This is a genomic window from Phycisphaeraceae bacterium, assembly GCA_019636655.1.
In the GTDB taxonomy this organism is placed as follows: Bacteria; Planctomycetota; Phycisphaerae; order Phycisphaerales; family UBA1924; genus JAHBXB01.
The window spans coordinates 30,946-56,492 of sequence record JAHBXB010000004.1 but is presented as its reverse complement, the minus strand read 5'-3'; the positions used below and the strand labels follow the sequence as shown (position 1 = coordinate 56,492).

Here is a 25,547-nt window from a genome sequence, read left to right as displayed (position 1 = left end):
CACCTACCTCACCGCCAACGGCGTCTCGTTCCCCTCGGGCTGGCTCTTCGACACCGCCCAGGCCGTCTCCGCCGACGGCACCACCTTCGCCGGGTGGGGACGCCTCGGTGGAAGCGAGCCCTTGGGATATGTGGTGTCCATCCCCACTCCAAACACGATGTGGCTCACCGCCGCGTTGATGTTCTCACCCCGTCGCTCTCGCGCCGGCAAGGCGAGCGTGACGAGTTCGAATGGCCCATCGAGTCCCCCACTACCCTTCCCCATATGCGCGAGTCCGACCTCCTCGCCCACATCTACGGCCGCTCCGGCTCTCTCGCCGCCCTCGATCCCGACATCATCGTCGGCCCGGGCGACGACTGCGCTGTCGTCCGCTCCCACTCCGGCGACCCCCTCCTCCTGAAGGTCGACCAACTCGTCGAGTCCCGCCACTTCGCCCCGGACACCCCGATCGACCTCATCGCCCGCAAGGCGATCGCCCGCACCGTCAGCGACATCGCCGCGATGGCCGGCTCGCCGCGATGGGGTCTCGCGGCGGCCCTGCTCCCCCACGCCCACCCCCACGCCGACGCCCTCTTCGACGCCATGGCCCGCTGGGCCCGCCACTTCGGCTGCCCCCTGGTCGGCGGCGACATCGCGATGTGGGGCGCGGACCACCCCGCGCCCCGCCTCTCCCTCACCGTCACCATCGTCGGCCAGCCCATCGCTCGCCCCATCCTCCGCTCCGGCGCCCGCCCCGGCGACGACCTCTACGTCACCGGAAAACTCGGCAACGCCCTCGCCTCCGGCCGCCACCTCTCCTTCGAGCCCCGCCTCCGCGAAGTCGCCGACCTCCTCGCGGCCCTCGGCGACTCGCTCCACGCCATGATGGACCTCTCCGACGGCCTCGGGCGCGACGCCGGCCGCATGGCCCTCGCCTCCGGCACCCGCATCGAGATCGACGCCCCCGCCATCCCCCGGTCCGACGGCCTCGCCGACTGGCGCCGCGCCGCCTCCGATGGCGAGGACTACGAACTCCTCTTCGCCGCCGCCCCCGGTGCCCCGGTCCCGGATCGCCTCGCGGGCACGCCCGTCACCCGCATCGGCCGCGTCACCCCCGGCCACGGCTGCGTCGCCCTCGAACCGGGCACCCCGCCGATCGACATCTCCACCCTCGGCTACGACCACGCGGACCACTAGAGTCCACACCCCCGTCCACCTCCCCATGGTCATCACCCACACCTCCAACTCCGAAGACGACACCATCGCCCTTGGCGCCGCCCTCGCGCGCATCCTCCGTCCCGGCGACATCGTCGGGCTCCACGCCGAACTGGGCGCCGGCAAGACCCGCCTGGTCCGCGGCATCGCCCGCGGCATGGGGATCGCCGAGTCCATCGTCTCCAGCCCCACCTTCGTCATCGTCCACGAGTACCGGCCCGACCCCCCCCATCCCCCCTCCCCCCCTACCCAACCCACCGCCGGCCCCTCCCTGTTCCACGTCGACGCCTATCGCCTCGCCGGCGCCGATGAACTGGATTCCCTCGGCTGGGACCGCGTCACCGACGGCTCCGGCGTCGTCGTCATCGAGTGGGCCAAGCGCATCGAGCCCGCCCTCCCCGCGGGCCAGTCCCGCGCCGACATCCACCTCACCCCGACCGGCGAGACCTCGCGCCTGATCAAACTCGATCTCCCCGACTCCTGGTCCGCCCGCCCCGGGTTCGCGGCGCTCCTGCCGCCGGGCGCGCCGCTCCCCGCCGGCTGGGTCCGCTGCTCCATCACCGGCCGCCCCGTCCCCCCTGACAGCCCGACATTCCCCTTCGCCGACGAACGCGCCCGCATGGCCGACCTCAACCGCTGGCTGACCGGTGCGTATCGGGTCAGCAGAGACATCCTGCCCGACGACGCCGATGACCCGGACCTGCAGGGCCCCGAGGCGCACGGCCCGTCCCGCTAACGCGACAGGCCGTACCCGCGACCGGCGTCCAACCCGACCCCAACGGAGTGTAGAATGGCCGCTATGAATCACCTCGCACCGCGCGCGCGGGCCTCGCTCCGTGCACCGATCCGCAGCGTCCTCCTCGTCGGAACCGTCCTCTCCCTCGGCGTCTGGGCCATGGCCCAGACGGGTGGAGCGACCCCCGCCGCGGAGGCCGCCGGCCCGCAGAACGTCACGCTCTGGGACCTGTTCCGCCAGTCCTTTGACCTGTTCACCATCCTGCTCGTGACCGCGTCGCTGGTCGCCTGGGCGGTGATCATCATGGCCTTCATCGAGATCCGGCAGGGCACCATCGCGCCGCCGGAGTCCGAGGAGGCCCTGCGCCGCCTCGCCGCCGCGGGCCAGTGGGGGCAGGTCCGGCAGTTCGTGAGCGAGGACGACGCGTTCATCAGCCGCGTCGTGCAGTCCGCCATGACCAAGGGCGGCGACACCAAGGACTCACAGCGCGAGGCCGCCGAACTCGCGGCGTCCGAGGAGTCCTCCCGCTGGTTCCGCAAGATCGAGCCGCTGAACATCCTGGGCAACCTCGGCCCGCTGCTGGGCCTCGCCGGCACGGTGTGGGGCATGGTCATCGCCTTCGCCGCGCTGGGCCAGGCCGGCGGCACCGCCAGCCCCGCGACCCTCTCGCTGGGTATCTCGAAGGCCCTCTTCCACACCCTCATGGGCCTGCTGCTCGCCGTCCCGGCGCTGGTGGTCTTCGGGTTCTACCGCACCCGCGTCGACCGCCTGTGTACGCAAGCGACCGTCGTCGCCGCCGAACTCGTCGAGATGCTCCCCTCCGGCGCCGACCTGCGCCGGCTTGACGGCCAGGCCACACCCGCCCGCTCCGCCCAGCCGATGCCGGCACGCCCGGGCCCGGTCGCCCGCTAAGGGACCAGCACCCACGCCCCGAGGAGCCCAGCACCCGCCGTGCGACTGCGCCGCCGCCATCTTGAGCTCGAGCCGATCAACGTCACGCCGTTGATCGACGTGGTCATGTGCCTGATCATCTTCTTCCTGCTCGTCGGGAAGCTCGCATCGGACCGCGGCCAGCAGGTGCGGCTCCCCGAGACCAAGGTGGGGGAGAAGGTCCGGGCGACGGATCCGCTCATCGTCGATGTGACCACCGTTGACCCCGGGGAAACGGCGTGGCTCGGCGGCGCGGCCCGCGTCACCGTCGCGGGCCGCGACGTCCGCGACGCCGACGCACTGGAGGCCATCATCCGCGGTCGCCTGCTGGACCGCCCCGCCACCGCCGTCGAGATCCGGGCCGACCGCGAGCTCTCCTACGGCGCTGTCGAGCCCATCCTCCGCGCCTGCGGCAAGGCCGGGGCCAAGTCGGTCCGCCTCGCCACGGAGAAGCGATCATGAGCGAGGCCGCACGCCGACGGCGCGGGGGCGGGTACGCCCGCCGCGACGCCCTCCACAAGTGGTCCACCCACTTCGGCCCCAACATGACCCCGATGGTCGACATCGTGATGGTCATCCTGATCTTCTTCATGGCCAGCGCCGCCTTCGTCGGCGAGGAGTGGTTCCTCCGCGCCGCGATCCCGGTCGAGGGCGGCCCGGGCAAGTCCAATGCGCCCAAGGACCCGCTCGAACTCCCCCCCACCCGCATCAACATCGTCATGGACATCGACGATCAGGGCGAGACTGTCGTCTCCTGCGAACTGGGCCTCGACCGCCGCCCCGTGCAGGAACTGGTCGACCGCATCGCGGCGATCGGCCCGGGCGCCGATCCGGACAAGATCGAGGTGATGATCCGCCCGACGCCGCGCGTCCCCTACCGCGACGTGATCCGGGTCCACGAATCCTGCGAGGCGGCCAACATCACCAAGGTCGGCATCGGCGTGGCACGCGAGGCCCGGCCCGCCGCCGGGTCCGCGACTCCACCGGCTCCGTGAGCCGCATTATCCGCGGGCCGGCTGCGACTTCGCGTACACCACCAGGCGGTGCCCCTCGGGCACAACGCCGTTCTCGCGGCAGATCCGGTCGCGGATCGCCGCGATCTCCGGCACCTCGATCGCCGTGATCTCCCTGGTGTCCACGTTCACCAGCAGGCCCGTGGCGGACTTGCCGTAGGCCAGGTGGTAGTGAGCGTGCTCGGCGTCGAAGAGCACCTGCTGGATGATCCCCGCCTCGGCGAGCAGCTTGATGGTGCGGTAGATCGTCGCCTTGCTGACGCGGAACTCCGCCCGCTTCATGGACTCGAGCAGTTCCTCGGCCTGGAAGACCCCCTCCCACTGGATGATCGCGTCGAGGATCTGGGCCCGCTCGGGGGTGTACTTGAGGCCGACGCTCTTGAGTTTGCGCCGGAAGACGGCGCACAGTGGCTCGATGATGCGCATCGCCGGCGCCCGTGAATAGCCCGTGTTGTCGTCGACCTCGCCGCCCGGCATCGGCATGATCGTATCTCGACCCGGCCCGGCGAGCGCGTGGTCATTACACTGCTTGGCGTGATCGACCGGCTCCAGAGCGTGTTTGGGAAGTGGCTCGGGCCGGTCGGCTCCGCGGTGCTGCTGATCCTGTTGCTGGCTCCGCTGGCCTCGCTGGGCGGGTTTGATGTGCCGCGAGGGCACCCCGAAGCGGAGACCCGCCTGCGGATCGCCGCGGCGGCGTCGGCGTACTGGTCGGTGATCATCTCGGGAGGGCTCGGCGCGGCCTACCTGGGGGCCGCGTTCGGATTCGGGCGTCTGCTCTCGTTCCTCTATAAGGCTTCGCCGTCGCGGCTCTGGATCCAGGCCGGCGTCGGGCTGGCGCTGATGCTGGTGCTCTCGCAGGTGCTCGGCATGGCCGGCCTGCTCTCGGGCCCGCGGGCGGCGGTCGCGGCGTGGGTCTCCGTCGGCATCGGGCTGGCGCTGCTGGCGGACCAGGTGGTGCGGGGCGAGTTGCGTCCCGAGAAGTGGCCGGTGATGCCGGGCTGGGTGATGCTGGGGATCCCCGGGCTGGCGGTGCTGCTGGTCGCCGCGAGTTCGCCACCGGGATGGCTGTGGGAGAGCGAGAAAGGGGGGTTCGACGCGATGTCGTACCACCTCCAGTTGCCGCGGGAGTGGGCCGAGACCGGCGCCGCGCTGAGGCCGCTGGAGCACAGCGTCTACTCGTACCTGCCGGGGTACGTCGAGGGGGCGTACCTGCACCTCGCCGGGCTCGCGCGACCGATCGATGCGCGGCGTGGTTCGGCGCCGCTGGTCGGCGAGCAGGGCGTGGGCGTGGTGGCGTGCCAGATGCTCCACGCCGGGCTTGCCGCGATGACGGCGCTGCTCGCCGCGCGGTGCACGCTGGTGCTGCTGCGGCGGCAGGGGCTAGAGGCGGCGAAGCCTGGGCCCGAGCCGGACCGCGCCGGAGTACCCGCGGCGGCGATCGCGGGCGCGATGGTGATCTCGATCCCCTGGGTCATCGTCGTCGGCTCGCTGGCGTACAACGAGATGGCAACCACGGCGCTGGGCGCCGCGGCCCTGCTGGTGGCCGCAGACCGCGACCTGTCGACGCTCGTGCGAGGCCTGCTCGCCGGGATGCTGGTCGGCGCCGCGTGCTCGGCCAAGCCGACGGCGGCGATGGTCGTCACACCGTGGGTGGGCGCAGCGCTGCTGGGCCTAATGCCGGCGCGGCGGTGGCCGGCGGCGGTGGCGGTCGGGGCCGTTGCTGGCCTCGCGGTGATGATGCCGTGGCTGGCGCGGAACATCGCGGCGTGCGGGAACGCGTTCTTCCCGTTCGGCGCGTCGCTGCTCGGACCCGGCCACTGGTCGGAAGAGCAGTTGGCCCGCTACGCCGGGGCGCACGCGTTCAGCGGCTCGGTGCTGGACCGGCTCCGTGTGCTGGTGTCGGCCGACCGCGGGATGGCGCACGCGCAGTGGTCGGTGTTCTTCCTTGAAGTTCCGGTCGCGCTCCTGATCGCGGCGGCCCGGCCGGCGCTGCGGCACGCGGCGGCGATCCTGGCGATCGGCATCGCGCTGTCGATCGCGTCGTGGGCCGCGGCGACGCACATGCAATCCCGTTTCCTCGTGCCGCTGGTCGTGCCGGGATCGATCGCGGTGGGGCTCGCGGTGTCGGCGGTGCTGGGCACGACCCGTCGCGCGGGCGCCGGGGTGCTGGCGCGGGCGGCGCTGACGGTCGCGTGCGCGGCGCTGCCGCTGGCGATGGCGGCGCAGGCGGCGCTGATCTTCGCATCCCAGCGCGACGCCAAGCCCAACGTGCTCCTGCCGATGGGCGTGGCGGAACTGACCGGCGGGAGTTTCGATCGTGCGTACGCGAGCGCCACCGATCTGGAGCGGGCTCAGCTGCGCCAGGAGGCGCCGACGCCCGAGATCTACGCGAACATGGTGATCGATCCGGACGAGACGATCTACCTGCTCGGCGACTCCACGCCGCTGTACCTGCGTGGACGGACGCTGTACCACACCACGTGGGACGCCTCGCCGCTGGGCGATGCGATCCGCGCCAACCCCGGCGACCCCGGCGCGTGGACCGAGGCGCTGCGGGCTCGCGGCGTGAAGTATGTGCTGGTGAACCAGTCTGAACTCGAGCGGCTGATCGAGAAGGACCGCTGGTACGATCCGGCGGTCACACCCGAGGCCGTGAAGACGTGGATCAAGGAAGGGTGCGAACCGGTGCGGGGGTGGGCCGATTCGGGCCGATACCTCCTGCGACTCAAGGGCCCGAACCCGTGAACCATCCGCCCGGCGCGACACCGACCCCCCACTCCCACCCACCTCCACCACCGCCCGCGACGGGCCGGTCGGTCGTACGCGCGGCAGTGCAGGTGATCGGATTCGCGGTGTGCATCGGGCTGCTGTGGTGGTGCGCCGCCCGGGCGCTCAGCCCCGGCAACCGGGAGCAACTCGCCAAACTGGGGAACGCCTCGCTGGGGCAGATCGCGGGCGTGGTGGCGCTGTCGGCGGTGACGCTGACCATCAACGGCGCGGCGTTCTGGGTCGTGCTGCGGCCGGTGAGGCGGCTGCCGCCTGTCGATGTCGTCGCGGTGAACTCGGTGGCGACGTTGCTGGGGCTGGCGCCCTTCAAGCTGAGCCTGCTGTGGCGCGTGGTGGTGCACCGGGCTCGCGATGGGCTGCCGGTGCTTACGACCGGGGCGTGGCTGGCGGCGGCGGCGGTGCTGATCGTTCTCGGCGTGTTCTCACCCGTGACGGCGAGCATGGCGTTCCCGCACGAGCGGTCGCTCGGGACGGGGTGGTGGGCGACGACGCTGGGGATCGCCGCGGGCGGGACGGCGACCGTGATCGTGTCGTCGCGACTGTTCCTGCGGCCGGGCGGGTGGGCATTGATCGAGAAGATCGCGGTGTCGCTGCCCTTCGCGCCGGTGCGCCGGGCGGTGTCGCACCTGCTGCCGCGGGGCCACGAGGGGCTGCGAATGCTGGCCTCGCCGGGCGCGGCGGCGCCGGCGGTGGGTTTGCGGCTGCTGGACATCGCGGTGCAGACGGCGCGGTTCCTGGTGGTGGCCGGCGTGGTGGGGAGCGACGTGTCGCTGGACACGGCCGTGCTCGGGGCGAGCGCGTACTTCGTGATCGGCGCGGTGGCGCCGACGGGGGCGCTGGGCGTGCGAGAGGCGGGCGCCACCGGCGTCTTCGCCGCGCTGCACAGCGAGGGGTTCGCGGCGGTGGTGCTGGCCGTCAGCGCGGCGGACACGGCGGTGGTGCTGGTCGCCGCGGCGGCGAGCGCGGCGTGGCTGCGCGTCGACCGGCTCGTGCTGGGGCGCGGCGGGGCGCGGGGATCGGCCGCGGGAGGCTGAACGTACAATCGGGCCCGAATGCGCACCGCCCTGTGCCAGATCAACCCGACCGTCGGCGACCTCGCCGGGAACGCCGCGAAGATCGCGGGGTTCGCCGCCTCGGCGCGCGCGGGCGGGGCGGACCTCGCGGTCTTTCCGGAACTGTGCCTGTGCGGCTACCCGCCCAAGGACCTGCTGCTGCAAGAGGGGTTCATCGATGCCTGCGTGCGGCAGGCCCGGGCGCTGGGGGCGGAGCACTCGGCGGGGATCACGCTGGTCTTCGGCGCGCCGATGCCGGTGGACGCCCGGCCGGGCTCGGACCGGAAGGGGATCGCCAACTGCCTGCTCGCCTACCGCGACGGGGAGCTGCTGGCGTACCACGACAAGCGGCTGCTGCCGACCTACGACGTCTTCGACGAGGACCGCTACTTCGTGCCGGGTAACCGCGCCGTCGTGATCGATGTGGCGGGTCAGCGGGTCGGGCTGTCGATCTGCGAGGACCTGTGGCGCGGGCAGGATGTCGGATTCGCGGAGAGGTACCTCGAGTGTCCCGACCCGGTCGAGGCGCTGGTGAAGGCCGGCGCGGGCGTGATCGTCAACCCCTCGGCGAGCCCGTTCGTGCTGGGCAAGGGACGCCGGCACCGGGAGATCCTGACGGGGCACGCGCGCCGGCACGGGGTGTACATCGCCGCGGTGAACCAGGTGGGCGGGAACGATGAGCTGGTCTTCGACGGGCACGCGGCGGCGTTCGGGCCCGACGGCGGGCTGATCGGCGCTGCGCGCGGGTTTGTCGAGGAGGTGCTCTTCGTCGACCTGCCCGTCGGTCCGGCCTCGCGCGGGGCCGCGGTGGCCGATCCGCTCACGGGCGCGGCGGAGGAGGAACTGCTGTACGACGCGATCGTGCTCGGCGTGCGGGACTACCTGCGGAAGACGGGGTTCAGGCAGGCGGTGCTCGGGCTTTCCGGCGGGATCGACTCGGCGGTGACGGGCGTGATCGCCGCGGCTGCGGTTGGGGCGAGGAACGTGCTGGGCGTCTCGATGCCGTCGCGGTATTCGTCGGAAGGGTCGGTGAGCGACGCGGCGGCGCTGGTCGAGAACCTGGGGATCTCGCACCTGTCGGTGCCGATCGAGGGGCCGTTCGCGGCGTTCGAGGGGGCGCTGGCGCCGGCGTTCGAGGGCCTGCCGGCGGGCGTGGCGGAGGAGAACCTGCAGTCGCGCGTCCGCGGCACCATCCTGATGTCGCTCTCGAACAAGCTCGGGCACCTGCTGCTGACCACGGGGAACAAGAGCGAACTCGCGGTGGGGTACTGCACGCTCTACGGGGACATGAACGGCGGGCTGGCGGTGCTCGCGGACGTGGGGAAGCAGTGGGTGTACCGCCTGGCGCGGTGGATGAACCAGAACCCTGCGAGGCTGGGGATCGCGGGGCTGAGCGTGCCGCCGATCCCGCCCGCGTCGATCAGCAAGCCTCCGTCGGCGGAGTTGCGGCCGAACCAGACCGACCAGGACAGCCTGCCGCCCTACGAGGTGCTCGACCAGATCATCGAGCGGTACATCGAGCGGCGGGAGTCGGCGGCGCGGATCATCCGGGAGACTGGGTTTGACCCGGCGGTGGTCTCTCGCGTGCTGCGGATGATCGACCTCAGCGAGTACAAGCGCAAGCAGGTGGCGCCCGGGCTGAAGGTGACGGGCGTGGCGTTCGGATCGGGTCGGCGGATGCCGATCGCGCAGGGGTACAGGGCGGACCGCGTGTGAAACGCCGGCGCTACGGGACGATGCGGACGACGCTGACGCCTTCCTGCAGCATCTCCCAGACGATGTCGACGTCGTTCGAGCCCATGCGGACGCAGCCCATGGACTGCTCCTTGCCGATGCTCGACGGGTCGATGGTGCCGTGGATGCCGTAGCCGACGGCGGTGCGCGTCGCCTCGTCGACGCCCTCGAGGCCCATCCAGCGCTCGCCGATTGGGTTGGCGGGGTCGTCGGCGGCGAACTTCTGGCCGGTACGAGGGTTGATCCAGGGCGGGTTCACCAGTTTGCTGCGGGGCTTGACGATGAAGGCGCCGACGGGTGTAAGGCCGTGCTCGCCCAGGCCGACCTTGAACGAGCGGATGTAGACCCAATCCGGCTCGACGCCGTCGGGGCTCGACGGGCTGGCGAGGCTACCGGGGGACGGGGGCGAACCGGCCCAGACGTCCATGCGGAAGGCGGACTTGTCGACCACGACGTGGAACGGGCCGCGGACGACCTTGAGTTTCTGGCCGACCTGGAGGCGGCCGGGATCGGACATCTTGTTGATGCGCTGGATGAAGCGGTAGTCAACGCCGAGCCCCTGGCGGGCGGCGATGCGGACGAGGGAGTCGCCGCTCTGGACGACGTAGGTGTCGGTCAGCGGGTCGCCCTTGGTAACGGCGGGGGAGAAGACGAGGCTCTCGTTGATCTCGGCCATCCAGGAGCGGAGGGCCTCCTTCTCGGAGTCGGCCGTGCGGGGGTCGACGAGGGCCTTGTTGAGGAGGATGCGGGCCTCGAGGTACTTGCCGTCCTGGCGGGCGCGCTCGGCGGCGGTGATGGTCTGCTGGATCTCGCTTGCCAGCTCGGTAGCCGCTGGGGAGGGGATCGCCGCCGCGGGGGCGGGAGCGGAATCGGCCGGCGTCGCGAGGGGCGTTGCGGCGGCGGCGGGGGCGGAATCGCCGGGGGTCGTGCCGGTGGCCGGGCGTCCGGCGGTGTCCATCACCACCGGGGGGGTGACGGGCGGCTGGGGCTGGGCGTTGGGGGTGCGGCGGACCAACGAACTGGTCGCGGGGGGTGACGAGATGGGCTTGGAGGCGGTGTCGGAGACCGAGAGCGAGCCGGGCGAGGTGCCGGCCTCGACGCTCTTGGGCGTGCCACCGGAGGTGAGTTTGACGCCGATCACGATCGCCAGCACACCGAGGAGGCCGGCGCCGGCGAGGACGGCGTTCTGACGAGGGGTTCGGGCGCGGGCCCACCACGGGCGGCCGCGGGGCGGGGTGTTGTTGGTGCCGGGACCGGCGGTGCGAACAGGACGAACCGACTGCGAAGCGAGCGTCATGCGTAGAGCCCTCCGTGGCCCGTTAGTCTAGCGGCAAAACCGTTGATATCGGCCGGTGTGTGCCCGTGGGGACAAACTGTCGGCGAAAGTCCGGCGCGACGGCGGCGCGGGGGTCGGGAGGGGCATTCTGGGGCTATTGGGGCTTGGTGGTGATCGCGCCGGTTTCGGTGATCACCGCGTCCACGGGGATGTCCCGGCTGGTGTGCGGGACGGCGGCGACCAGCCCGAGGCAGAAGGTGATGCCGAAGGTGGTCGTGCCGAAGTCGATGAGTTCGCGGCGGGCGAGGAAGCGGTCGTAGAAGCCGGCGCCGCGGCCGAGGCGGTTGCCGTCGCGGTCGAAGGCCAGGCCGGGGACGATGACCAGGTCGATCCGGTTGAGATCGGCCTCGGGGAGCCTGGGGCGGGGGTGGCGGAGGCCCTTGACGCCCTTGGGGGCGCGCTCGACGGGAACGAGGTCTTTGTCGAGGTCGGAGATGAGGACGGGGGTGAGGGTGGGGTCGCCACCGGGGGTGGAGGCGCGGGAGGGGGCGAGGCGGCCGAAGTCGACGCGGGGGATGGCGAGGTTCTTGCCGAGTTTGAGGCAGGCCCGCAGAACGGGGCGGATGTCGGGCTCCCAGGCGGCGCCGGTGGGGATGCCCTTGGGGCCGGGCGGGTCGGCGGGGTCAACCTCTTCGACGCCAAGAGGATCAAAGGCCATGACCAGGCGGGCGGCGTGGAATGCGGCGGAGTTGACGATGTGGGCGCCGATGCGCGCGGAGCGGGAGGCGTGGTCGGCGCGGTCCATGGCCGTGAGGTGGGCCTTGACCGTGCGGCGGAGGGCCTGCTTTTCCGCATCGATGTCGGTCATGACGTGGGACATCCCAACTGGGAGATCGACCGGGATGGGGTGGCGGGGCCAGAGATTCGAGTCCACACTACGCGGGCTGATCGCGGAGCGCAAGTATTGGCGGGATTTGAACTTACTTCATCGGCCCTTGCTCCGGCGGCCTGGGCAGCGAAACCGATCTTTCGACTGACCCGGTACCTTATTCGGAGGTCGGTCATATCGAGGCACCGCCGATGCAACGGGCTCATCAACCCTCCGCGTTTGCCAGGTTTGGCGCGATCCATTGCCGGAGCCTTCGGCCCGTTGGGCTTTCGGCTCTCGCCTGCCTTGTGCTGCTTGGCGCGTGCTCGGATTGTCACGGCCAGACTCAGGAGAAGCTGTCATCCCAGTTGACCCGGGCTATGCAGGCTCCGGGGAAGGTGGATCTGGATTCCCTTGACTTGCTGCTGAGTTCGATTCGGACTGCGAACTCACAGGGGCACGCCGTGCCATGGGGAGAAGTCCTGACCCTGATCGCGGCTCGGGATGCCGATCCGCTTGTTCGCACGTCGCTGGCGAGCGAACTCTGCAGGCTCGCGCCCGAAGCGGACCTGCGTCGGCTTGTTGACCTCGCCGCGGAGTGGGCTTCCGCGGAAGTCGCAGAGGACGGGAATCGCGGGGATCTTGCGGTGTGCCTGGAAGTTGCGCTCTATCGGCTCGCTGACTGCCCGCGGCTTCAGGCACCGAGCGTGTCGGACGCCTCGTGGAAACTCTTGTGCAAGGTCAGTGTTTCGTCGTGGCTGTCGATCGATGCATTGCCGGGGGTTGCGGAGCGGCTTTGCTCGTGGCCCGTCGATGCGGGCGCGAGGAGCCGGGCAGCGATGGCATTCGTCCGCCGGCACGGAGGCCACCGGGATCTCATCGGGTGGTGCATCGCCGATGCGCTCCAGGCGCCGGAGCTCGGTGCGTTGCGATCAGAGGTGTCCGCGGCCGCCAACATCGTCGATCTCCGTGAGTTTCCGATCGGCCAGGTCCAGGCGCTGGCGCAGCGGGGAGATGCCGGGTCACTTGCTGCGATCGAGATCGGCCTGGCGCGGGCGGAGAACGCCGGGTCCAAGGATCTTGCATGGCGTTTGCACGAGGCGGCGTCATTGATCCGCGCGCAGCAGGGCAGCGAAACCCTGCTCAACTGGGCCCTGGAAGACGGGGACCGGCCGCCGGCGTACCGGGCCTGGGCTCTGGGTCGCGCCGTGGAGCTCGGCGTGTCCAAGGAGTTGGCACGCCAATCGATCCTCTCGTACGCCGCTCGCGTTGAGGCACGAACGCAACGGGAGTTATCAAACGCCCGCCCGTCCATGCGCGGCACGGCCATTCGAGACGCGCTGACCGAGCAACTCTGGCCCCTCAAGCAGATGGGCATGGAGAAGGGGGTTCTCGTGGAGGGCGACCTGGCGATGGTCGTGCCAAAGCCCAGGCGGGAGTGATTCGGTGGCGGCTCACTTCGTGCGCCGCGCCTCCATATTCCATCCGCATGCGGAGCATCCCGACACCGAGCTCCCGGCCCCGCGCAGGTCGTGGCCGCAGCGAGGGCAGCGGCCGCGGCTTCGGCGGAGCCAGCGGGCGGGGAGGTGGACGAGGGCGACAAGGGCGGCGAAGGCGATGGACCAGAGAGCGGTGTCGGCGAGCAGGCCGGGCCAAATGGGGACCCAGGGGAGTGCGCCGAGGCCGGGGAGGTTGAGGGCATTGGGCTGGCCGCGTTCGCTGACCCACTTGAGGGAGCGGAAGGGGAGGCCGAAGGCGACGGTGGCGCGGGCGCCGGATTCCGGTCGCGGGGCGACCCAGGCGGGGATGGAGGCGGGATCGAGTTCCGGGGTGGCGGCGGAGAGGGACTCGCGCCGGTAGCGGCCGTGGGTGAAGCTGGAGTACCAGACGCCGGAGTCTTCGAGGACGACCCAGACGTAGTCGGCGCGGCGGTCGGGATCGACGCTCATGCGGGACTCGACGGCGCCGGAGATTGGGAAGAGGGAGGGAAGCCAGGCGAGGAGGACGGTGGTGGCGAGGCCGAGGAGGATGAGGATCGCGGCGAAGCGTGCGAGGCGGCGCGTGGAGGTGAGGCGGGCGGCCATGCGTGGAGGGTATGGGAAGGCGCCGGGCGCGGCGGCGGGTGGATCAGGCGGGCGTGTGGGAGGCGGTCTTCTCCTGATCCGAGATGGCGCCCTGGAGTTCGACGAGGGCGGAGTCGGAGACGCGGATGAGGCCAATGCGGGACCAATCGAGGTCGATGGTGGTCCAGAGGGCGGCGCCGATGAGGATGGCGATCACGGAGGTCATCGTCGTGTTGCGGTGCCTGGAGAGGGCGCCGGCGTAGCCCATGACGCCGAGAGAGAGGATGGAGCAGCACAGGAGCAGGGCGAGCACGAGGGCGGGGAGGTGCTTGCGTCCGGCCGCGATGCGCGCGGCGTGGAGGTCGATGACCTCGTTGACCGAGCCGATGACGAGGACCATCGTCGGCGGGCGAGCCTCGACGCCGGCGCGGGCCGCGCGCCAGAGGCGGCGGTGGAACTCGGCGATCTCGGCTGCGGCCTGGGTGGTGAGGCCGCGCTGGAGGGATCGCGAGGTGACGACGCGGTGGTCGACGTAGGCGGCGAGGGCGGCGCGGAGGGCGGCGCCGTGGGTCTCATCGAGCAGGTCGGAGCGGAGGTAGGCGGTGCCGATGGCGTTGGCCTCGCGGCTGATGAGGTCCTGCCGCTCGATGAACCGCCCGGCGGCGCCGGCGAAACTGAAGCCCAGGAGCAGGCCCAGGAGCCCGAGCATCGCGCCCTGGATGGCGCCGGTCTCGAAGACCTTGACCGAGTCCGAGCCGCGGAGGCGGCGGCGGCCGACGCGGTAGCCGATCTCGACGGAGGCGAGGAGGCAGGCAACGAGCAGGAGGGGCACACCAATCTGAACCGCGAGCATGTCGTCCAAGGAGGGGTCTCCGGGTCGGGATTCCCGGCGGGGGGAATCGGCCGGAGTTTAGCGTCGCCCGCGAGAGGGCTCGGGCGGGTTCACGGCGTTCCGCGGCGGGCGGCCTTGATCGCTTCGAGCCGCTCTTTCAGGAGTTTCTCGGCCCCGAGGGTGGTCGGGCGGTAGTACTCGCGGTCAACGCCGAGGTAGTCCTGGCCGGAGACGCCGCCGACTCCGGCGGTGGGGGCGACGTCATGGGTGTAGACGTAGGTCTGGCCGGCGCCGGACTGGGCGCCGAGGGCCTCGCCGCCGCCCTCGCTCATCGTGATGGGCTTGCGGACGTTGCCGTCCTTGAGGAAGACGGGAACGGGGATGGTGCGGCCCTCCTTGACGTCCTGCATTGCCTCGTCGATGGCGAGGTAGGAGGCGTTGCTCTTGGGGGCGAGGGCGAGATAGATGGCGGTCTGGGAGATGGTGATGCGGGCCTCGGGCATGCCGATACGTTCGACGAGTTCCCAGCAGGAGGCGGCGACCATGATGGCGCGGGGGTCGGCGTTGCCGATGTCTTCGCTGGCGAGGATGGCGAGGCGGCGGCAGATGAAGCGCGGGTCCTCGCCGGCGTCGAGCATGCGGGCGATCCAGTAGACGGCGGCGTCGGGGTCGCTGCCGCGGACGGACTTGATCATGGCGGAGATGGAGTCGTAGTGCTCATCGCCGGAGCCGGAGTAGACGGCGGCCTTCTGCTGGATGGACTCCTCGGCGGCGGCGCGGTCGATGAGGAGGTGGCTCGGGTCGCCGCCCTTGCCCTGTGAGAGCACGGCGACTTCGAGGGCGGTGAGGGCGCGACGGGCGTCGCCGTCGCTCTTGATGGCCCAGACGCGGAGGGCATCGTCGGTGACGGTGATGGGCGTGGAGCCGTAGCCGCGGACCGGGTCGGCGATGGCGCGGCGGAGGAGGGCGATGACGTCGTCTTCGGAAAGGGGCTCGAGGCGGAGGAGGGTGGAACGGGAGACGAGGGCAGAGTTGACGGAGAAGAGGGGGTTCTCGGTGGTGGCGCCGATGAGGGTGATGAGGCCACGTTCGACGTCGCCGAGGAGAACATCCTGCTGAGCGCGGGAGAAGCGGTGGATCTCGTCGAGGAACAGGACGGTGCGGCGGCCGGAGTTGGCGAGGCGCTCGGCGGCGTTCTGGATGATCTCGCGGATGCGGGCGACGCCGACGCCGGCGGCGTTCTCGCGTTCGAAGTGGCGGTTGGTGTGGGCGGCGATGACCTCGGCGAGGGTGGTCTTGCCGGTGCCCGGGGGGCCGAAGAGGATCAGGCTGGTGAGGGCGTCGGCATCGAGCATCCGGCGGAGGAGCTTGCCCGGGGCCAGGATGTGGCGCTGACCGGCGACCTCGTCGAAGGTGCGGGGCCGCATGCGGACGGCGAGGGGCTCGACCTTGCGGACGGCCTCTTTTCGTTTGCTCGCCCAGAGATCAGACATGGGGGATGATAGCTAGGCACCCATCGCCTGAGGCTCGGAGTATCACTCTTGCAAGTACCATCGACCTGCCTCGCCAGGGCCGAACGGGGCAAGCTCCCCGATGTACTTACCAATCAGTATTCATTATATTGTCAATTAAGTCGGCATAGCGTGAGGTATCAAGGAAAAATGTTGGGTATGCATCACGAAGACTGATCACTGAGTTCACGTTAACAAGCACAACAGAAGTATTGTCCTCGGCAAGTGTCTGTCGCTGCTCCGCATCGGCGTATGCCTGAAGAGCTTGCGTGTATTCTTCTTCCTTATAGATCGTACTTCGCAAATCGAGCGGCTCCATGCTTAGTTCTAGGAGGACTATCTCTTTCCCCCGGGCATGGTCGGTGTCGACGTTGACGTGGGCATCAGACACCGTACAGAGTGGTGATCGCAAGCGATCAATCGCACCGACCGATCGCTCTGCGTTCCGCAACTTATCCAGGATTACACTGTCGTCATCTCCGGAGAATTTCGCCGAACGATCGCATCCCTCGCGACGGGCGATCGCTTCGGCGGCGAATTGGAAGAACTCACCCCACGCAGGATCGCCCTCGTCATACTTCAACTGCGAGCCTGTCCAAAGACCAGTGACCTCTACGGCTGAGGCCCATAGGTGCTGAGACGAAGTCCGCACCTGAAGTTCAATTCGCATTCCGTCGTAGCGAGATGGCACTTTGTCGTGGTACCTAAACACGATATGAAGGCTGCGGTATCCACTCGGCTTAGGCGATGCGATGTAGTCGTCCACGCGAACGATATCCGAGCAGGGTGTTGATGGGTTAAAAATGTAATCCTGTTCGAGTCGACGAACGTCAGCAACGCCGGAAACAACCGCTCGGAGAGCGCCAACGTCCTGCATACGCGTCAGTCTCATTTCGTCGAATTGTCGGAGCTTATCGCGTATTCGGAACAATCGCTTGAGTCGAAGAGATACGATCGCCTCAATGCCTAGTCGAGCAAGCCTGTGATTGAGATCGTCGGCGATCGCACGAAGCGGAAACAGGTGTGCCCCGCGCCATTGAGAAACCAGTTGTCTTGCATACTCAATCCCACCGATGTACTCGGTATCTGACGCCAGCAGCTTGCCAACGGCATCGATCCTTCCTTTGGACTCCTCTGGAACCGGCGGATAATCCATGTCGGCTCACATCTTCTGCACGTGGTCGCGGTCGAGGATTTCCTGCACAGTAATGAGCTTAATAATACGACCTGACCGTTTGTGGTAAGCAGCGCATTCGGATGCTGCGTCGGAGGAGAAGGAGAACGCAACGAAGAACCCGCGCTGCCGGTCCTCGCGTTCCATAACGGCCTCGAACGCGTCGATATCGGGGCGACCGACGCGCTCTATCTGCTTGACCTGGATGGGGAACCAGTCACCCGCGAACATACTGTTGGCGTCTGAGGGCTTGGTGCCAACCGGAAAGATGCGACCGTCGATGCCCATGTCGCCAACCTGTACTTTGTTTGGAATGCCACCGAGGCCGATCACAGCCCAGTTTTCGAACTCAAATGGGGGGATGGCCTTGAGCTTGTCGATCGTCCACGGCAGATCGCGGACGATGAAGGAGTTGGGGTCGTGGGCTCGGTGGCCAGGTTCGCTCTCTCGCATCCTACAGACATCGCGGAGGCGTTTGGCCATAACTCGGCAGGCGGTGGGCGAAATATCAATCCCAATCCACTGCCTTCCGAGGATCTGAGCCGCAACGAGGGCAGTACCGCATCCGCAGAACGCGTCGAGGACAATGTCGTTGGGGTTGCTGTGAGTCTGAATGATCCGATCGAGCAAAGCGAGGGGTTTCTGTGTCGGGTAACCCAATCGCTCCTGCGCCTGTGAGTTGATCGGGTCGATGTCATCCCAGACATCGCCAAGGGCTTGACCGGGCATCTCGTCCAAATACCGCTTGTACTCTGGCATCCCCGTTGACGTGTACACGAGCCGCCCCTGCCTCTCAAAGTCCAGCATCTTGGACTTCGAGTACGCCCAGTAGCGACCAGCGTAAGGCCTGACCTTACGCCCATTTGGCCCGGTCCATTCATACTCGGTATCGCCACCGCCCTTGTTGGCGGTCAGGTCGCCCTTGCGGTAACGCCGTCCTGTCCCTTCTTCGATGTAGCGATAGTGACTTTCGATGTACTCGTCACTGTACCGAACATACTGTGTATTGAAAGTCCAATTCTCAGCGCCTCCTGTATAATAGAATAGAACGTCGTGAACATGTCCATATTCCTTTGCGCCTTGTTTCGCGTTGGAGTGGGCAGTGTTACGCTTCCAAACGATTTCGTTGTGAAAGTTGGTTTCCCCGAATAGCTGGTCCAACATCACCTTGACGTAGTGCGAGGCGTGCCAGTCGCAGTGGTAGTAGAACGAACCGGTCCTTTTGAGGACGCGTGCGAGTTCGACGCAGCGCGGCCGCATGTAGTCGATGTACGCCTGCGTGCTGGCGTGCCGGTCCTCGAAGGATCGCTTCTCCTTGGTTTCGCCCCAGAAGACTTCGTAGTTGCGGTTTGAGTTGAAAGGCGGGTCGATGTAGATCAGGTCGATGCAGGTGTCGGGGAGTTTCGCGAGTTGTTCCAGGTTGTCGCCGCAATAGATGACGCGGGTATCGAGCAGCGCCGAGGGGCGGCCGTGCGTTACAGCGGGAGCAGGCTTGGCCGCGGTGGGTGCAGCGGCCTTCTCAGGAGTCGTCAACTTGCGTGTGGCCTTATTGCCCATTCCTGACAGAATACGTACCTGACCGCCAAAGTGCAAGTTGACTCCCTCTTCTTCGCTCCAGATTACAGCGTTCGAAGCGAGAGTTCGCCGCTACTCGCCCTTCCCTTTGAGTTTGCGAGTGCTAACATCCGGCCTGCATGGGTGACGGCTGGCTCATCTGGTCCGGGGTCGGAGCGGGGGTGTGGCTGGCGTTCGCTACGGCGTGCTGGCTGATGCGGCACAGTCCGCGCGGCGACGTGGAGACGGCGGTCGGCTTTGCGCTGATCAGGCTGCACTCGCGCCTCGTGCACCGGCTGCGCGTGGAGGGGCTGGAGCATGTACCGCGGGCCGAGCACGGGTATCGCGTGCCGAATGGGCCGGGGTCGACGGGCGGGCTGGTGGTGGTGGCGAACCACACGGCGGGGGTGGATCCGCTGCTGGTGCAGTCGCAGTGCCGGTTCTTCATCCGATGGATGATGGCGCGGGACATGATTCTGCCGGAACTGGCGTTCGTGTGGACGTGGGTGGAGGTGATCCCGGTGGGGCGGGTCGGGGGGCCGGCGAACGAACCATCGGGCGATGCGCTCTCGGCGCGCGAGGCGATGCGGCACCTTGAGAGCGGGGGCGTGCTCGGGCTGTTTCCGGAAGGGGCGATCGAGCGGCCGCGGGGTAGGCTGATGCCGTTCCTGCCGGGGGTGGGGCTGCTGGTGAAGCGGACGGGGGCGTCGGTGCTACCGGTGATCATCGACGGGACGCCCCCGGCGAAGACGGCGTGGGGGAGCCTGCTGACGTTCAGCCGGTCGCGCGTGCGGTTTCTGCCGGTGATCGAGTACGGGAAGCGCGGGATGTCGGCGCGGGAGATCGTGGCGGACCTGGAGGCGATCTACATGCGCGAGACGGGGTGGAGCATGCCGGAGCGGCGCGTGCGGCGCGCAGACCGCGGGGAGGCGTGAGACGCGGCGGGGCTGGCGGCGGGTGAACTGAACATACGATCGGGCCATGAGCAGCGAGACCCCAGCAGAGCGGCCGGTGTGGCGCGATGAGCATGTGGCGTGGCTGACCGAGTTGACGCAGGTGCCGACGGCGGCGGGGCGGGAGGGGCGGGTGATCGAGTGGGTGCGGGGCTGGGTGCGGGAGCGGCCGGAGCTGGTGCTCGGCGAGGATGAGGCGGGGAACCTGACGGTGGAGTTCGCCGGGCGCCGCGAAAAGGACGGGGAAGCGGGGGCGCCGATCTACGTCACGGGGCACTTGGACCATCCGGCGTTCGTGGTCGAGCGGATCGTGGGGCCGGGGACGCTGGAGGTGTCGTTCCGCGGCGGGGTGATGGAGGTGTTCTTCGAGGCGGGGGCGCGGATCGTGGTGCACACCGAGGGGGGCGAGCGGCTGGGGGCGACGATCACCGGGCCGACGACGAGCCCGACGGGGGCGTACAAGTGCTACCTCGCGGAACTTGATGAGGACGTGGCGGGGGCGATGGACGGCGCTGGGGTGGGCGACGTGGGCACGTGGGCGCTGCCGCCTGCGGAGATCGTGGACGGGTGCATCCACACGCACGCGTGCGATGACCTGGCGGCGGTCGCCGCGGCGCTGGGGATGATGGACGTGTTGGTGCGGCGGCTGCGCGAGGGGGCGCGGCTGGAGCAGGATGTCCGGCTGCTGCTGACGCGGGCGGAGGAGATCGGGTTCGTGGGGGCGATCGCGGCGTGCAAGGCGGGGACGATGCCGCGGGATTCGCGGGTGATCGCGCTGGAGAACTCGCGATCGTTCGCGGACTCGCCGATCGGCGGCGGGCCGATCGTGCGGGTGGGCGACCGGATGAGCGTGTTCACGCCGTGGCTGACATCGGCGTGCGCGAAGCGGGCGGAGGAGGTGTTCGCGAGGCCCGCCACGCCGGCGGCGTCGCAGACGGCGTCGCGCCAATGCGGGGCGGGGACGCGGGCGTGGCAGCGGAAACTGATGGCGGGCGGGGCGTGCGAGGCGTCGGTGTTCGTGGCGTACGGGTACGCGGCGACGTGCCTGTGCCTGCCGCTGGGCAACTACCACAACATGCCGCATCTGGCTGAGCTGCAGGATGAGACGTACGACCGGGAGCGTCTGGGGCCGGCGCGGGCGGCGCGGGAGTTCGTGTCGCTCTCAGACTTCGAGGGGATGGTGGACCTGCTGGTGGCTCTCGCGGAGCGGCTGCCGGCGGGAGACGTGAACCTGGAGCGGATCGAGCGGCTGTACGCGGAGAGGCGGTTCGTGCTGGAGGGGTGAGGCGGGGACTGCGGGTCAGGGGTTGTCCTTCTTCTTCTTGGGATCGATGAGGTTGCCGATCCCCTCGAGCAGGTTGCCCGGGGCGCTGAGGAGGTTCTTGCCCGACTCCTCGAAGAACTGCTTGACGTCGACCTCGGTCTTGGGGTTGTCGAGCGAGCCGCTGGTGCGGATGGGGATCATGGTGAGGCGGTCGATGGCGTTGCCGGGGATGATCTTGCCGAGCGTGCCGGCGATGTTGGTGTTGAAGGCGCCGGCGGCCTCGTCGGTGAGGGCGAAGAAGGGGGCGTAGGTCACGATGTTGATGGTGCGGTTCACGAGGTTGACCTGGCCGGTGGTCTCGACGGTGTACTCGCCGAGGGGGATCTGGAAGCGGTCGTAGTTGAGGTTCCCCTGCTGGGCGCGGACGACAAAGGGGTTGAGTCGCTGGCCGATGACGCCGGCCTGCTTCTGGCCGACGAACTTGAGGATGCGCTGGAAGGCGCCGCTGGTGGCGAAGCTCGCGGTGCCCGGGTCGACGGAGATGACGCCGTTGAGTTTGGAGAGGTCCTTGTCGAGGGGGACGGTGAGACCCTCGGTGCGGATGACGGCGGGGGCGTCTTCCTTGGACTTCTGCAGGGTGCCGATGACGGGGAGGGAGCCTGCGAGTTCCCTGGTGAGGGCCTCGGTGATCTCGGAGAGTTTGAGTTCGACGGGCTGCTGCTGGACGAAGGTGGCGTCGGTGATGGAGCCGCCGAGGGTGACGGTGGCCCGCTCGCTCGTGGCGGTGGCCTTGATCACGCCGCCGGTCTTGGAGGCCTTGTCGGCCTGCAGGGTGAGTGAGACGACCGGGCCGAGGGCGGCGGTGAGCAGGCCGCCCTGGTGGGCGAGCGCATCGAGCAGCGGGGAGGGGAACTTGCGGACGTCGCCGCGGGCGTCGATGGTGGCGGCGTCGGGGGTAAGGACGCCTCGAGCGTCGGCGTAGTTGGCGAGGCTGCAGGTGAGCGCGGAGGGCTGGCTGCCCTCGCCGGTGGCGGCATCGAGGACGGACTTGATGCGGAGGTCGGCGCTGAGGATGCCGGGCTTGGCGGCCTCCATCCACATGGAAGCGCGGATGTCCTGGGCGGTGAGCGCCGGCCGGCCCTCGCCGGGGATGACGGTGATGCTGGGCGAGGTGAGGACGCCGCCGGCGAGGAAGACGCCGGGCTTGAAGGGGCCCTGCAGTTGCTTCTCGCCCTCGGACTTGGGACGCGAGAGGATGATGCGGCCAAGAGAAAGGTCGAACGACACGGGCTTGGTGGTGTCGAGCCGCGCCTTGTCGGCGGGGGCGTCACCCTCGACGGGCGGGAACAACCGGGTGGAGAGCCACGCGGGGTCAGGGGTCCAGGTGACCTTGGTATCGCCGCCGCTGGCGATGGTGTCGGGGGTCATGGTCAGGCGGATCGGGGTGGACTTGAGGCGCGGGGCGTCGGCGGTGGCCTCGATAGTGAGGATGTCGTTGGGAGCGGGCGTGACCTTGAGGGCGACCTGGCCGGAGTTGCCCAGCGCGCCGACCACGTCGCCGCCGGTGCCGAGCAGCGAGTCGAGGACGGCGGCGTTGAGGTTCTTGAGGGCGGCGGTGAGCGTGGGCGCGCCGGGCTTGTCGAGCTGCACGTCGGCGTCCGCGGTGACTGTGGCGATGGCGCCCGTCTGGGGACCGGAGAGGTTGGAGAGGACGGTGGCGAGGGTGGCCTTGGCGCGCCCGGTCATCTCGCCGAGGATCGCGGCGGCGGGGGCGGTGGCGTGGACCGTGGTCTGCGCAACGCCGAAGGAGCGCGGCGAGCCGGAGATGATCACGTTGTCCAGCGAGATGGCCTTGGTCTCCAGCGTCGCATCGATGGTGCCGCCGGTGAGGTCGACCGGGACCGCGGCGCCGGGCTTCCAGGGGGCGGAGAGCGTGCCGACGGTGAGCGTCGCGGCGAGCGAATCGCGGAGGCGCATCGGTGGACCGCCGGCGGGGGAGAGGGCGGTGAGCACCGGCTGGACGTCGCCCGAGGGGATGCCGGTCGTGGCCCAGAGCTTGAGAAGGACGGCCCGGTCGTTGGTGAGGAACGCGTCGATGACGGTGCTGACGGCGACGCCGGTGGTCTGGAGCGTGATGTTGGTCTGCGCGGGGCCGGAGGGCGGGTTGGGCTGGACGATGCGGACTACGAGGTCCGTCGGGTGGGCCGCGGCGGCGCGGACGAGCTCCATGATCTGGGCGTTGAGGTCGTCGGGCGCGGGCGGGATCGCCGGGGGCGAGAGGACGGGCGCGAACTGCGCGAGGGTGCCGGGGAGTTTGTCGACCTTGATGGTCCCCGCGGGCCGCATGCCGTTGACGGAGCGGACCATGGCAACGGTGTCGCCGTTCTCGATCGGCCAGTGCTTGAAGAACGTGGGGAGCGCGAGGTCTGCCTCGGCGGTGAAGGGCTTGGACTCGTGGTCCATCGAGGCGTTCAGCGTCAGCTTGGGGCCGTCGCCGTTGCCTGGGAGCGAGACGGTGGTGAGGGCCTGCGTGAGGTGGATGGGGCCGATGCGGCGCACGGCACCGCCGGGGGCGTTGGTGGGGAGCGGTGTGGAGGGCGCGGCGGCCGCGGCGGGGCGGAAGGAGACGTCCGTCACCTTGAGGCCGACGGCGGCGGCGATGGCGGCGGGGTTGCTCGCGCGATCGTCGATGGGGGCGGCGAGGTCCTTGACGGTCAGTTCGAGACCGAAGGGGCCCGTGACCTCCGGCGCGGGCTGGGCGCCGCGCGCCAGGAAGCGACGGACGAGCGGCCCGGCGGAACGGATGCTCAGCGTTATGGCGTCGCCGCGGGTCTTGACGACCTGGTCCTCGAGACGGACAGCGGCGTTCGCGTTGGCGTTGTCGGATTGGAGGGAGAGCGCGGCATCGATGGGCGGAAGGCCGCCCTTGCCGGCGGAGCCGGAGGCGGAGGCCGTGAGCTTGGCGTCGACGGTCGGGCCGAGGTCCTCGGCGAGGTTGATGGGCAAATCGAGGCCGGCGACGATGGGCTGAAGGATGGCGGTGGCGGCGCCGGCGAGGCTGATGTTGGCGTTGAGGTTGGTGGGGAGGCCGGCCGTGGGGTTGCCGGAGGCGTCGAGGACGCCCGCGGCGTGGGCCTTGATCGAGAGGGTGCCTGCGGGCTTGGAGTCGATGGTCGCGGCGGTCTTGCCGATGACGTCGATGCCCTGGTTGAGGTCGGCCGAGTCGATGACCAGTTCGATGGGGTCGGTCTTGAGGGCGCTCCAGGCCGCGGGCGGCAGGGAGCCATCGGGGCCTGGGGGCGCCGCGGCGACCTTGCCCGACATCGCATCGACCTTCATCGACGCGGAGATGACGGCGAGGCGGAGATCGAGAGATGCGGGGGCGGCGGGCTTGGCGCCGGAGATGATGTCCTTGGGCAGCGGCAGGTCGAGGCGGGAGATGGTGAGATCGATGCCGGGGGCCTGATCGAGCTGGACCGAGGCGCCGGCCTTGTCGAGCGAGGGGCGCAGGGCGCGGACGCCGGAGAGGAACCGCGTGGACTTGGTCCAGATGCGGGCGGGTTTGCTCAGGATGAGGCGGGAGCCGTTGTAGTCGGCGGCGAGGTCGATGCCAGCGGAAGCGGCGGTGAGCGTCGCCGCGGCGTTGGCCTTGTCGAGGCTGCCCGATGCGGTGATCTTGAGATCGACCATGGGGCCGATGGATGGTGAGAGCGTGCCGCCGAGATCGGCGAGGACATCGATGAGCGCGGCGGGGACGTTGGAGATATCCACATCCGCGGATCCGGCGATGGGAACGCCGGAGGGGCTGAGGTCGAGGGCGATGTCGGTCTTGATCTTCTGCTTCTCGGCGGTGGCAGGCACACCGCCGCCGGAGAAGGCGCCGGAGAGATCGGACTTGAGGTTGAGCTTGCCATTGGAGCCGGCGCGGTAGTCCACCGCGACCGGGCCGCCGAAGTCCTTGAGCGCAAGCCCCTTGTGGACGGGGGCGTCAGCGGGGGCGGAGAGATCGGTGAAGGTGAAGTTGAGGCTGTCGAGCCGGAGCGAGGCCTTGGCGGTCTCAACCGGGGAGGATGCCGGCGCGGGCTTGGAGGGAGCCGGGGACGGGGCGGGCGATGGAGAGGGCTTGGCCGGGGCCTGACCCAGGGCACGCTCGATGTTGGTGGAGCCGTCGGGGTTGCGCACGACATCGGCGGAGCCGGCGATGACGATCTCGGGGAGGGTGATGTGTGATCGGCCAAAGAGGGCGGTGCGGGTCAGGCCCCAGACGGTGATCGGGGAGTTCACGGAGACATCGGCGATCCGCTTGCCCTTGTCGTCGGCGAGAGAGATGGGGCCGAGGCGGGTTGAGGAGAACCAGCCGACGCTGACGGTGCTCACCGTGACCTTGCCGGGGATCCCCGCGTTGACGGATCGCTCGATGATGCCGGGGGCGAGCCACGAGGCGAGGGTGGGAGCAAAGAGGATGAGGGCGATCAGCAGGATGACGAGCACCGCGGCGAGGCGGAGGAGGCGACGGCGCCAGCGTGAGCGCGTACGAACGGGCTGGGTGGTCGGAGTGTCGGTCATCGGTGCTCCCCTCAAGTGAACCGGCGGAAGGGCGGATCTG

20 protein-coding genes are annotated in these 25,547 nt (G+C 69.4%); 11 read left to right on the top strand and 9 right to left on the bottom strand.

The annotated features are described in order from the left end of the window. Positions 1 to 264 precede the first annotated feature (264 nt). From thiL to KF745_11840, 5 genes are all read left to right on the top strand, one after another. On the top strand, positions 265 to 1,176 hold the full coding sequence (thiL, locus tag KF745_11860; protein ID MBX3359107.1) for a thiamine-phosphate kinase: 912 nt from the start codon (positions 265 to 267) through the stop codon (positions 1,174 to 1,176). 25 nt (positions 1,177 to 1,201) lie between these two features. Next, positions 1,202 to 1,930, top strand: coding sequence for a tRNA (adenosine(37)-N6)-threonylcarbamoyltransferase complex ATPase subunit type 1 TsaE (gene tsaE / locus KF745_11855; GenBank protein ID MBX3359106.1), 729 nt, complete (start codon positions 1,202 to 1,204; stop codon positions 1,928 to 1,930). A gap of 63 nt (positions 1,931 to 1,993) precedes the next feature. Continuing rightward, positions 1,994 to 2,842, top strand: a complete 849-nt coding sequence (locus KF745_11850; GenBank protein MBX3359105.1) for a MotA/TolQ/ExbB proton channel family protein — start codon at positions 1,994 to 1,996, stop codon at positions 2,840 to 2,842. A 39-nt stretch (positions 2,843 to 2,881) separates the two neighbouring features. After that, complete coding sequence (locus KF745_11845; protein MBX3359104.1) at positions 2,882 to 3,322, top strand: biopolymer transporter ExbD; 441 nt, start codon at positions 2,882 to 2,884, stop codon at positions 3,320 to 3,322. After that, entirely contained in the window at positions 3,319 to 3,855 is a 537-nt protein-coding gene (locus KF745_11840) for a biopolymer transporter ExbD (GenBank protein MBX3359103.1), read from the top strand. The genes KF745_11845 and KF745_11840 overlap by 4 nt, the downstream gene beginning before the upstream one ends. A 6-nt stretch (positions 3,856 to 3,861) precedes the next feature. Here KF745_11840 and KF745_11835 read toward each other — a convergent pair whose 3' ends face one another. Further along, positions 3,862 to 4,350: a transcriptional repressor gene (locus KF745_11835; GenBank protein MBX3359102.1), complete on the bottom strand. Its 489-nt coding sequence runs from the start codon at positions 4,348 to 4,350 to the stop codon at positions 3,862 to 3,864. A 57-nt stretch (positions 4,351 to 4,407) separates the two neighbouring features. Between KF745_11835 and KF745_11830 the strand changes: the two genes are divergently transcribed. From KF745_11830 to KF745_11820, 3 genes are all read left to right on the top strand, one after another. Then, positions 4,408 to 6,618: a hypothetical protein gene (locus KF745_11830; protein ID MBX3359101.1), complete on the top strand. Its 2,211-nt coding sequence runs from the start codon at positions 4,408 to 4,410 to the stop codon at positions 6,616 to 6,618. Positions 6,619 to 6,704: 86 nt separating this feature from the next. Next, positions 6,705 to 7,694 (top strand): flippase-like domain-containing protein, encoded by a 990-nt coding sequence (locus tag KF745_11825; protein ID MBX3359100.1) that lies wholly within the window; start codon positions 6,705 to 6,707, stop codon positions 7,692 to 7,694. Positions 7,695 to 7,712: 18 nt separating this feature from the next. Beyond that, on the top strand, positions 7,713 to 9,428 hold the full coding sequence (locus KF745_11820; protein MBX3359099.1) for an NAD+ synthase: 1,716 nt from the start codon (positions 7,713 to 7,715) through the stop codon (positions 9,426 to 9,428). Positions 9,429 to 9,438: 10 nt separating this feature from the next. Here KF745_11820 and KF745_11815 read toward each other — a convergent pair whose 3' ends face one another. Together KF745_11815 and KF745_11810 are read right to left on the bottom strand one after the other, a co-directional pair. Beyond that, on the bottom strand, positions 9,439 to 10,743 hold the full coding sequence (locus KF745_11815; GenBank protein MBX3359098.1) for a LysM peptidoglycan-binding domain-containing protein: 1,305 nt from the start codon (positions 10,741 to 10,743) through the stop codon (positions 9,439 to 9,441). Positions 10,744 to 10,876: 133 nt separating this feature from the next. Continuing rightward, positions 10,877 to 11,590 carry a 5-formyltetrahydrofolate cyclo-ligase gene (locus KF745_11810; protein MBX3359097.1) on the bottom strand — a complete coding sequence of 238 codons (714 nt, stop codon included), beginning with the start codon at positions 11,588 to 11,590 and terminating at the stop codon, positions 10,877 to 10,879. Positions 11,591 to 12,054: 464 nt separating this feature from the next. Here KF745_11810 and KF745_11805 point away from each other — a divergent pair, with 464 nt between their 5' ends. Next, the gene (locus KF745_11805; protein ID MBX3359096.1) at positions 12,055 to 13,032 is read left to right on the top strand and encodes a hypothetical protein; all 978 of its coding nucleotides are present in this window, start codon (positions 12,055 to 12,057) and stop codon (positions 13,030 to 13,032) included. 12 nt (positions 13,033 to 13,044) lie between these two features. Here the strand turns inward: KF745_11805 and KF745_11800 are convergent, their stop codons facing one another. The 5 genes from KF745_11800 to KF745_11780 form a co-directional block, all read right to left on the bottom strand. Beyond that, positions 13,045 to 13,674 (bottom strand): hypothetical protein, encoded by a 630-nt coding sequence (locus KF745_11800; protein ID MBX3359095.1) that lies wholly within the window; start codon positions 13,672 to 13,674, stop codon positions 13,045 to 13,047. Positions 13,675 to 13,717: 43 nt separating this feature from the next. Next, entirely contained in the window at positions 13,718 to 14,515 is a 798-nt protein-coding gene (locus KF745_11795) for a hypothetical protein (protein MBX3359094.1), read from the bottom strand. Between the two features lie 80 nt (positions 14,516 to 14,595). Continuing rightward, complete coding sequence (locus tag KF745_11790; protein MBX3359093.1) at positions 14,596 to 15,978, bottom strand: replication-associated recombination protein A; 1,383 nt, start codon at positions 15,976 to 15,978, stop codon at positions 14,596 to 14,598. A 106-nt stretch (positions 15,979 to 16,084) separates the two neighbouring features. After that, complete coding sequence (locus KF745_11785) at positions 16,085 to 17,152, bottom strand: RelA/SpoT domain-containing protein (GenBank protein MBX3359092.1); 1,068 nt, start codon at positions 17,150 to 17,152, stop codon at positions 16,085 to 16,087. Positions 17,153 to 17,158: 6 nt separating this feature from the next. Then, positions 17,159 to 18,727 carry a restriction endonuclease gene (locus KF745_11780; GenBank protein ID MBX3359091.1) on the bottom strand — a complete coding sequence of 523 codons (1,569 nt, stop codon included), beginning with the start codon at positions 18,725 to 18,727 and terminating at the stop codon, positions 17,159 to 17,161. Positions 18,728 to 18,864: 137 nt separating this feature from the next. Here KF745_11780 and KF745_11775 point away from each other — a divergent pair, with 137 nt between their 5' ends. Both KF745_11775 and KF745_11770 read left to right on the top strand, forming a co-directional pair. Next, positions 18,865 to 19,659, top strand: coding sequence for a 1-acyl-sn-glycerol-3-phosphate acyltransferase (locus tag KF745_11775; protein ID MBX3359090.1), 795 nt, complete (start codon positions 18,865 to 18,867; stop codon positions 19,657 to 19,659). 46 nt (positions 19,660 to 19,705) lie between these two features. Beyond that, positions 19,706 to 20,962 carry a hypothetical protein gene (locus KF745_11770; protein ID MBX3359089.1) on the top strand — a complete coding sequence of 419 codons (1,257 nt, stop codon included), beginning with the start codon at positions 19,706 to 19,708 and terminating at the stop codon, positions 20,960 to 20,962. Positions 20,963 to 20,977: 15 nt separating this feature from the next. Here KF745_11770 and KF745_11765 read toward each other — a convergent pair whose 3' ends face one another. After that, on the bottom strand, positions 20,978 to 25,507 hold the full coding sequence (locus KF745_11765) for a hypothetical protein (GenBank protein ID MBX3359088.1): 4,530 nt from the start codon (positions 25,505 to 25,507) through the stop codon (positions 20,978 to 20,980). Between the last annotated feature and the right edge of the window lie 40 nt (positions 25,508 to 25,547).

Excerpts from the sequence above, each read along its gene's own strand:
- KF745_11820 (MBX3359099.1), top strand. The coding sequence starts at position 7,713 with ATGCGCACCGCCCTGTGCCAGATCAACCCGACCGTCGGCGACCTCGCC.
- KF745_11775 (MBX3359090.1), top strand. The coding sequence starts at position 18,865 with ATGGGTGACGGCTGGCTCATCTGGTCCGGGGTCGGAGCGGGGGTGTGG.
- thiL (MBX3359107.1), top strand. The coding sequence starts at position 265 with ATGCGCGAGTCCGACCTCCTCGCCCACATCTACGGCCGCTCCGGCTCT.
- KF745_11815 (MBX3359098.1), bottom strand. The coding sequence starts at position 10,743 with ATGACGCTCGCTTCGCAGTCGGTTCGTCCTGTTCGCACCGCCGGTCCC.
- KF745_11770 (MBX3359089.1), top strand. The coding sequence starts at position 19,706 with ATGAGCAGCGAGACCCCAGCAGAGCGGCCGGTGTGGCGCGATGAGCAT.
- KF745_11785 (MBX3359092.1), bottom strand. The coding sequence starts at position 17,152 with ATGGATTATCCGCCGGTTCCAGAGGAGTCCAAAGGAAGGATCGATGCC.
- KF745_11840 (MBX3359103.1), top strand. The coding sequence starts at position 3,319 with ATGAGCGAGGCCGCACGCCGACGGCGCGGGGGCGGGTACGCCCGCCGC.
- KF745_11780 (MBX3359091.1), bottom strand. The coding sequence starts at position 18,727 with ATGGGCAATAAGGCCACACGCAAGTTGACGACTCCTGAGAAGGCCGCT.
- tsaE (MBX3359106.1), top strand. The coding sequence starts at position 1,202 with ATGGTCATCACCCACACCTCCAACTCCGAAGACGACACCATCGCCCTT.
- KF745_11850 (MBX3359105.1), top strand. The coding sequence starts at position 1,994 with ATGAATCACCTCGCACCGCGCGCGCGGGCCTCGCTCCGTGCACCGATC.
- KF745_11765 (MBX3359088.1), bottom strand. The coding sequence starts at position 25,507 with ATGACCGACACTCCGACCACCCAGCCCGTTCGTACGCGCTCACGCTGG.
- KF745_11800 (MBX3359095.1), bottom strand. The coding sequence starts at position 13,674 with ATGGCCGCCCGCCTCACCTCCACGCGCCGCCTCGCACGCTTCGCCGCG.
- KF745_11790 (MBX3359093.1), bottom strand. The coding sequence starts at position 15,978 with ATGTCTGATCTCTGGGCGAGCAAACGAAAAGAGGCCGTCCGCAAGGTC.
- KF745_11835 (MBX3359102.1), bottom strand. The coding sequence starts at position 4,350 with ATGCCGGGCGGCGAGGTCGACGACAACACGGGCTATTCACGGGCGCCG.
- KF745_11810 (MBX3359097.1), bottom strand. The coding sequence starts at position 11,590 with ATGACCGACATCGATGCGGAAAAGCAGGCCCTCCGCCGCACGGTCAAG.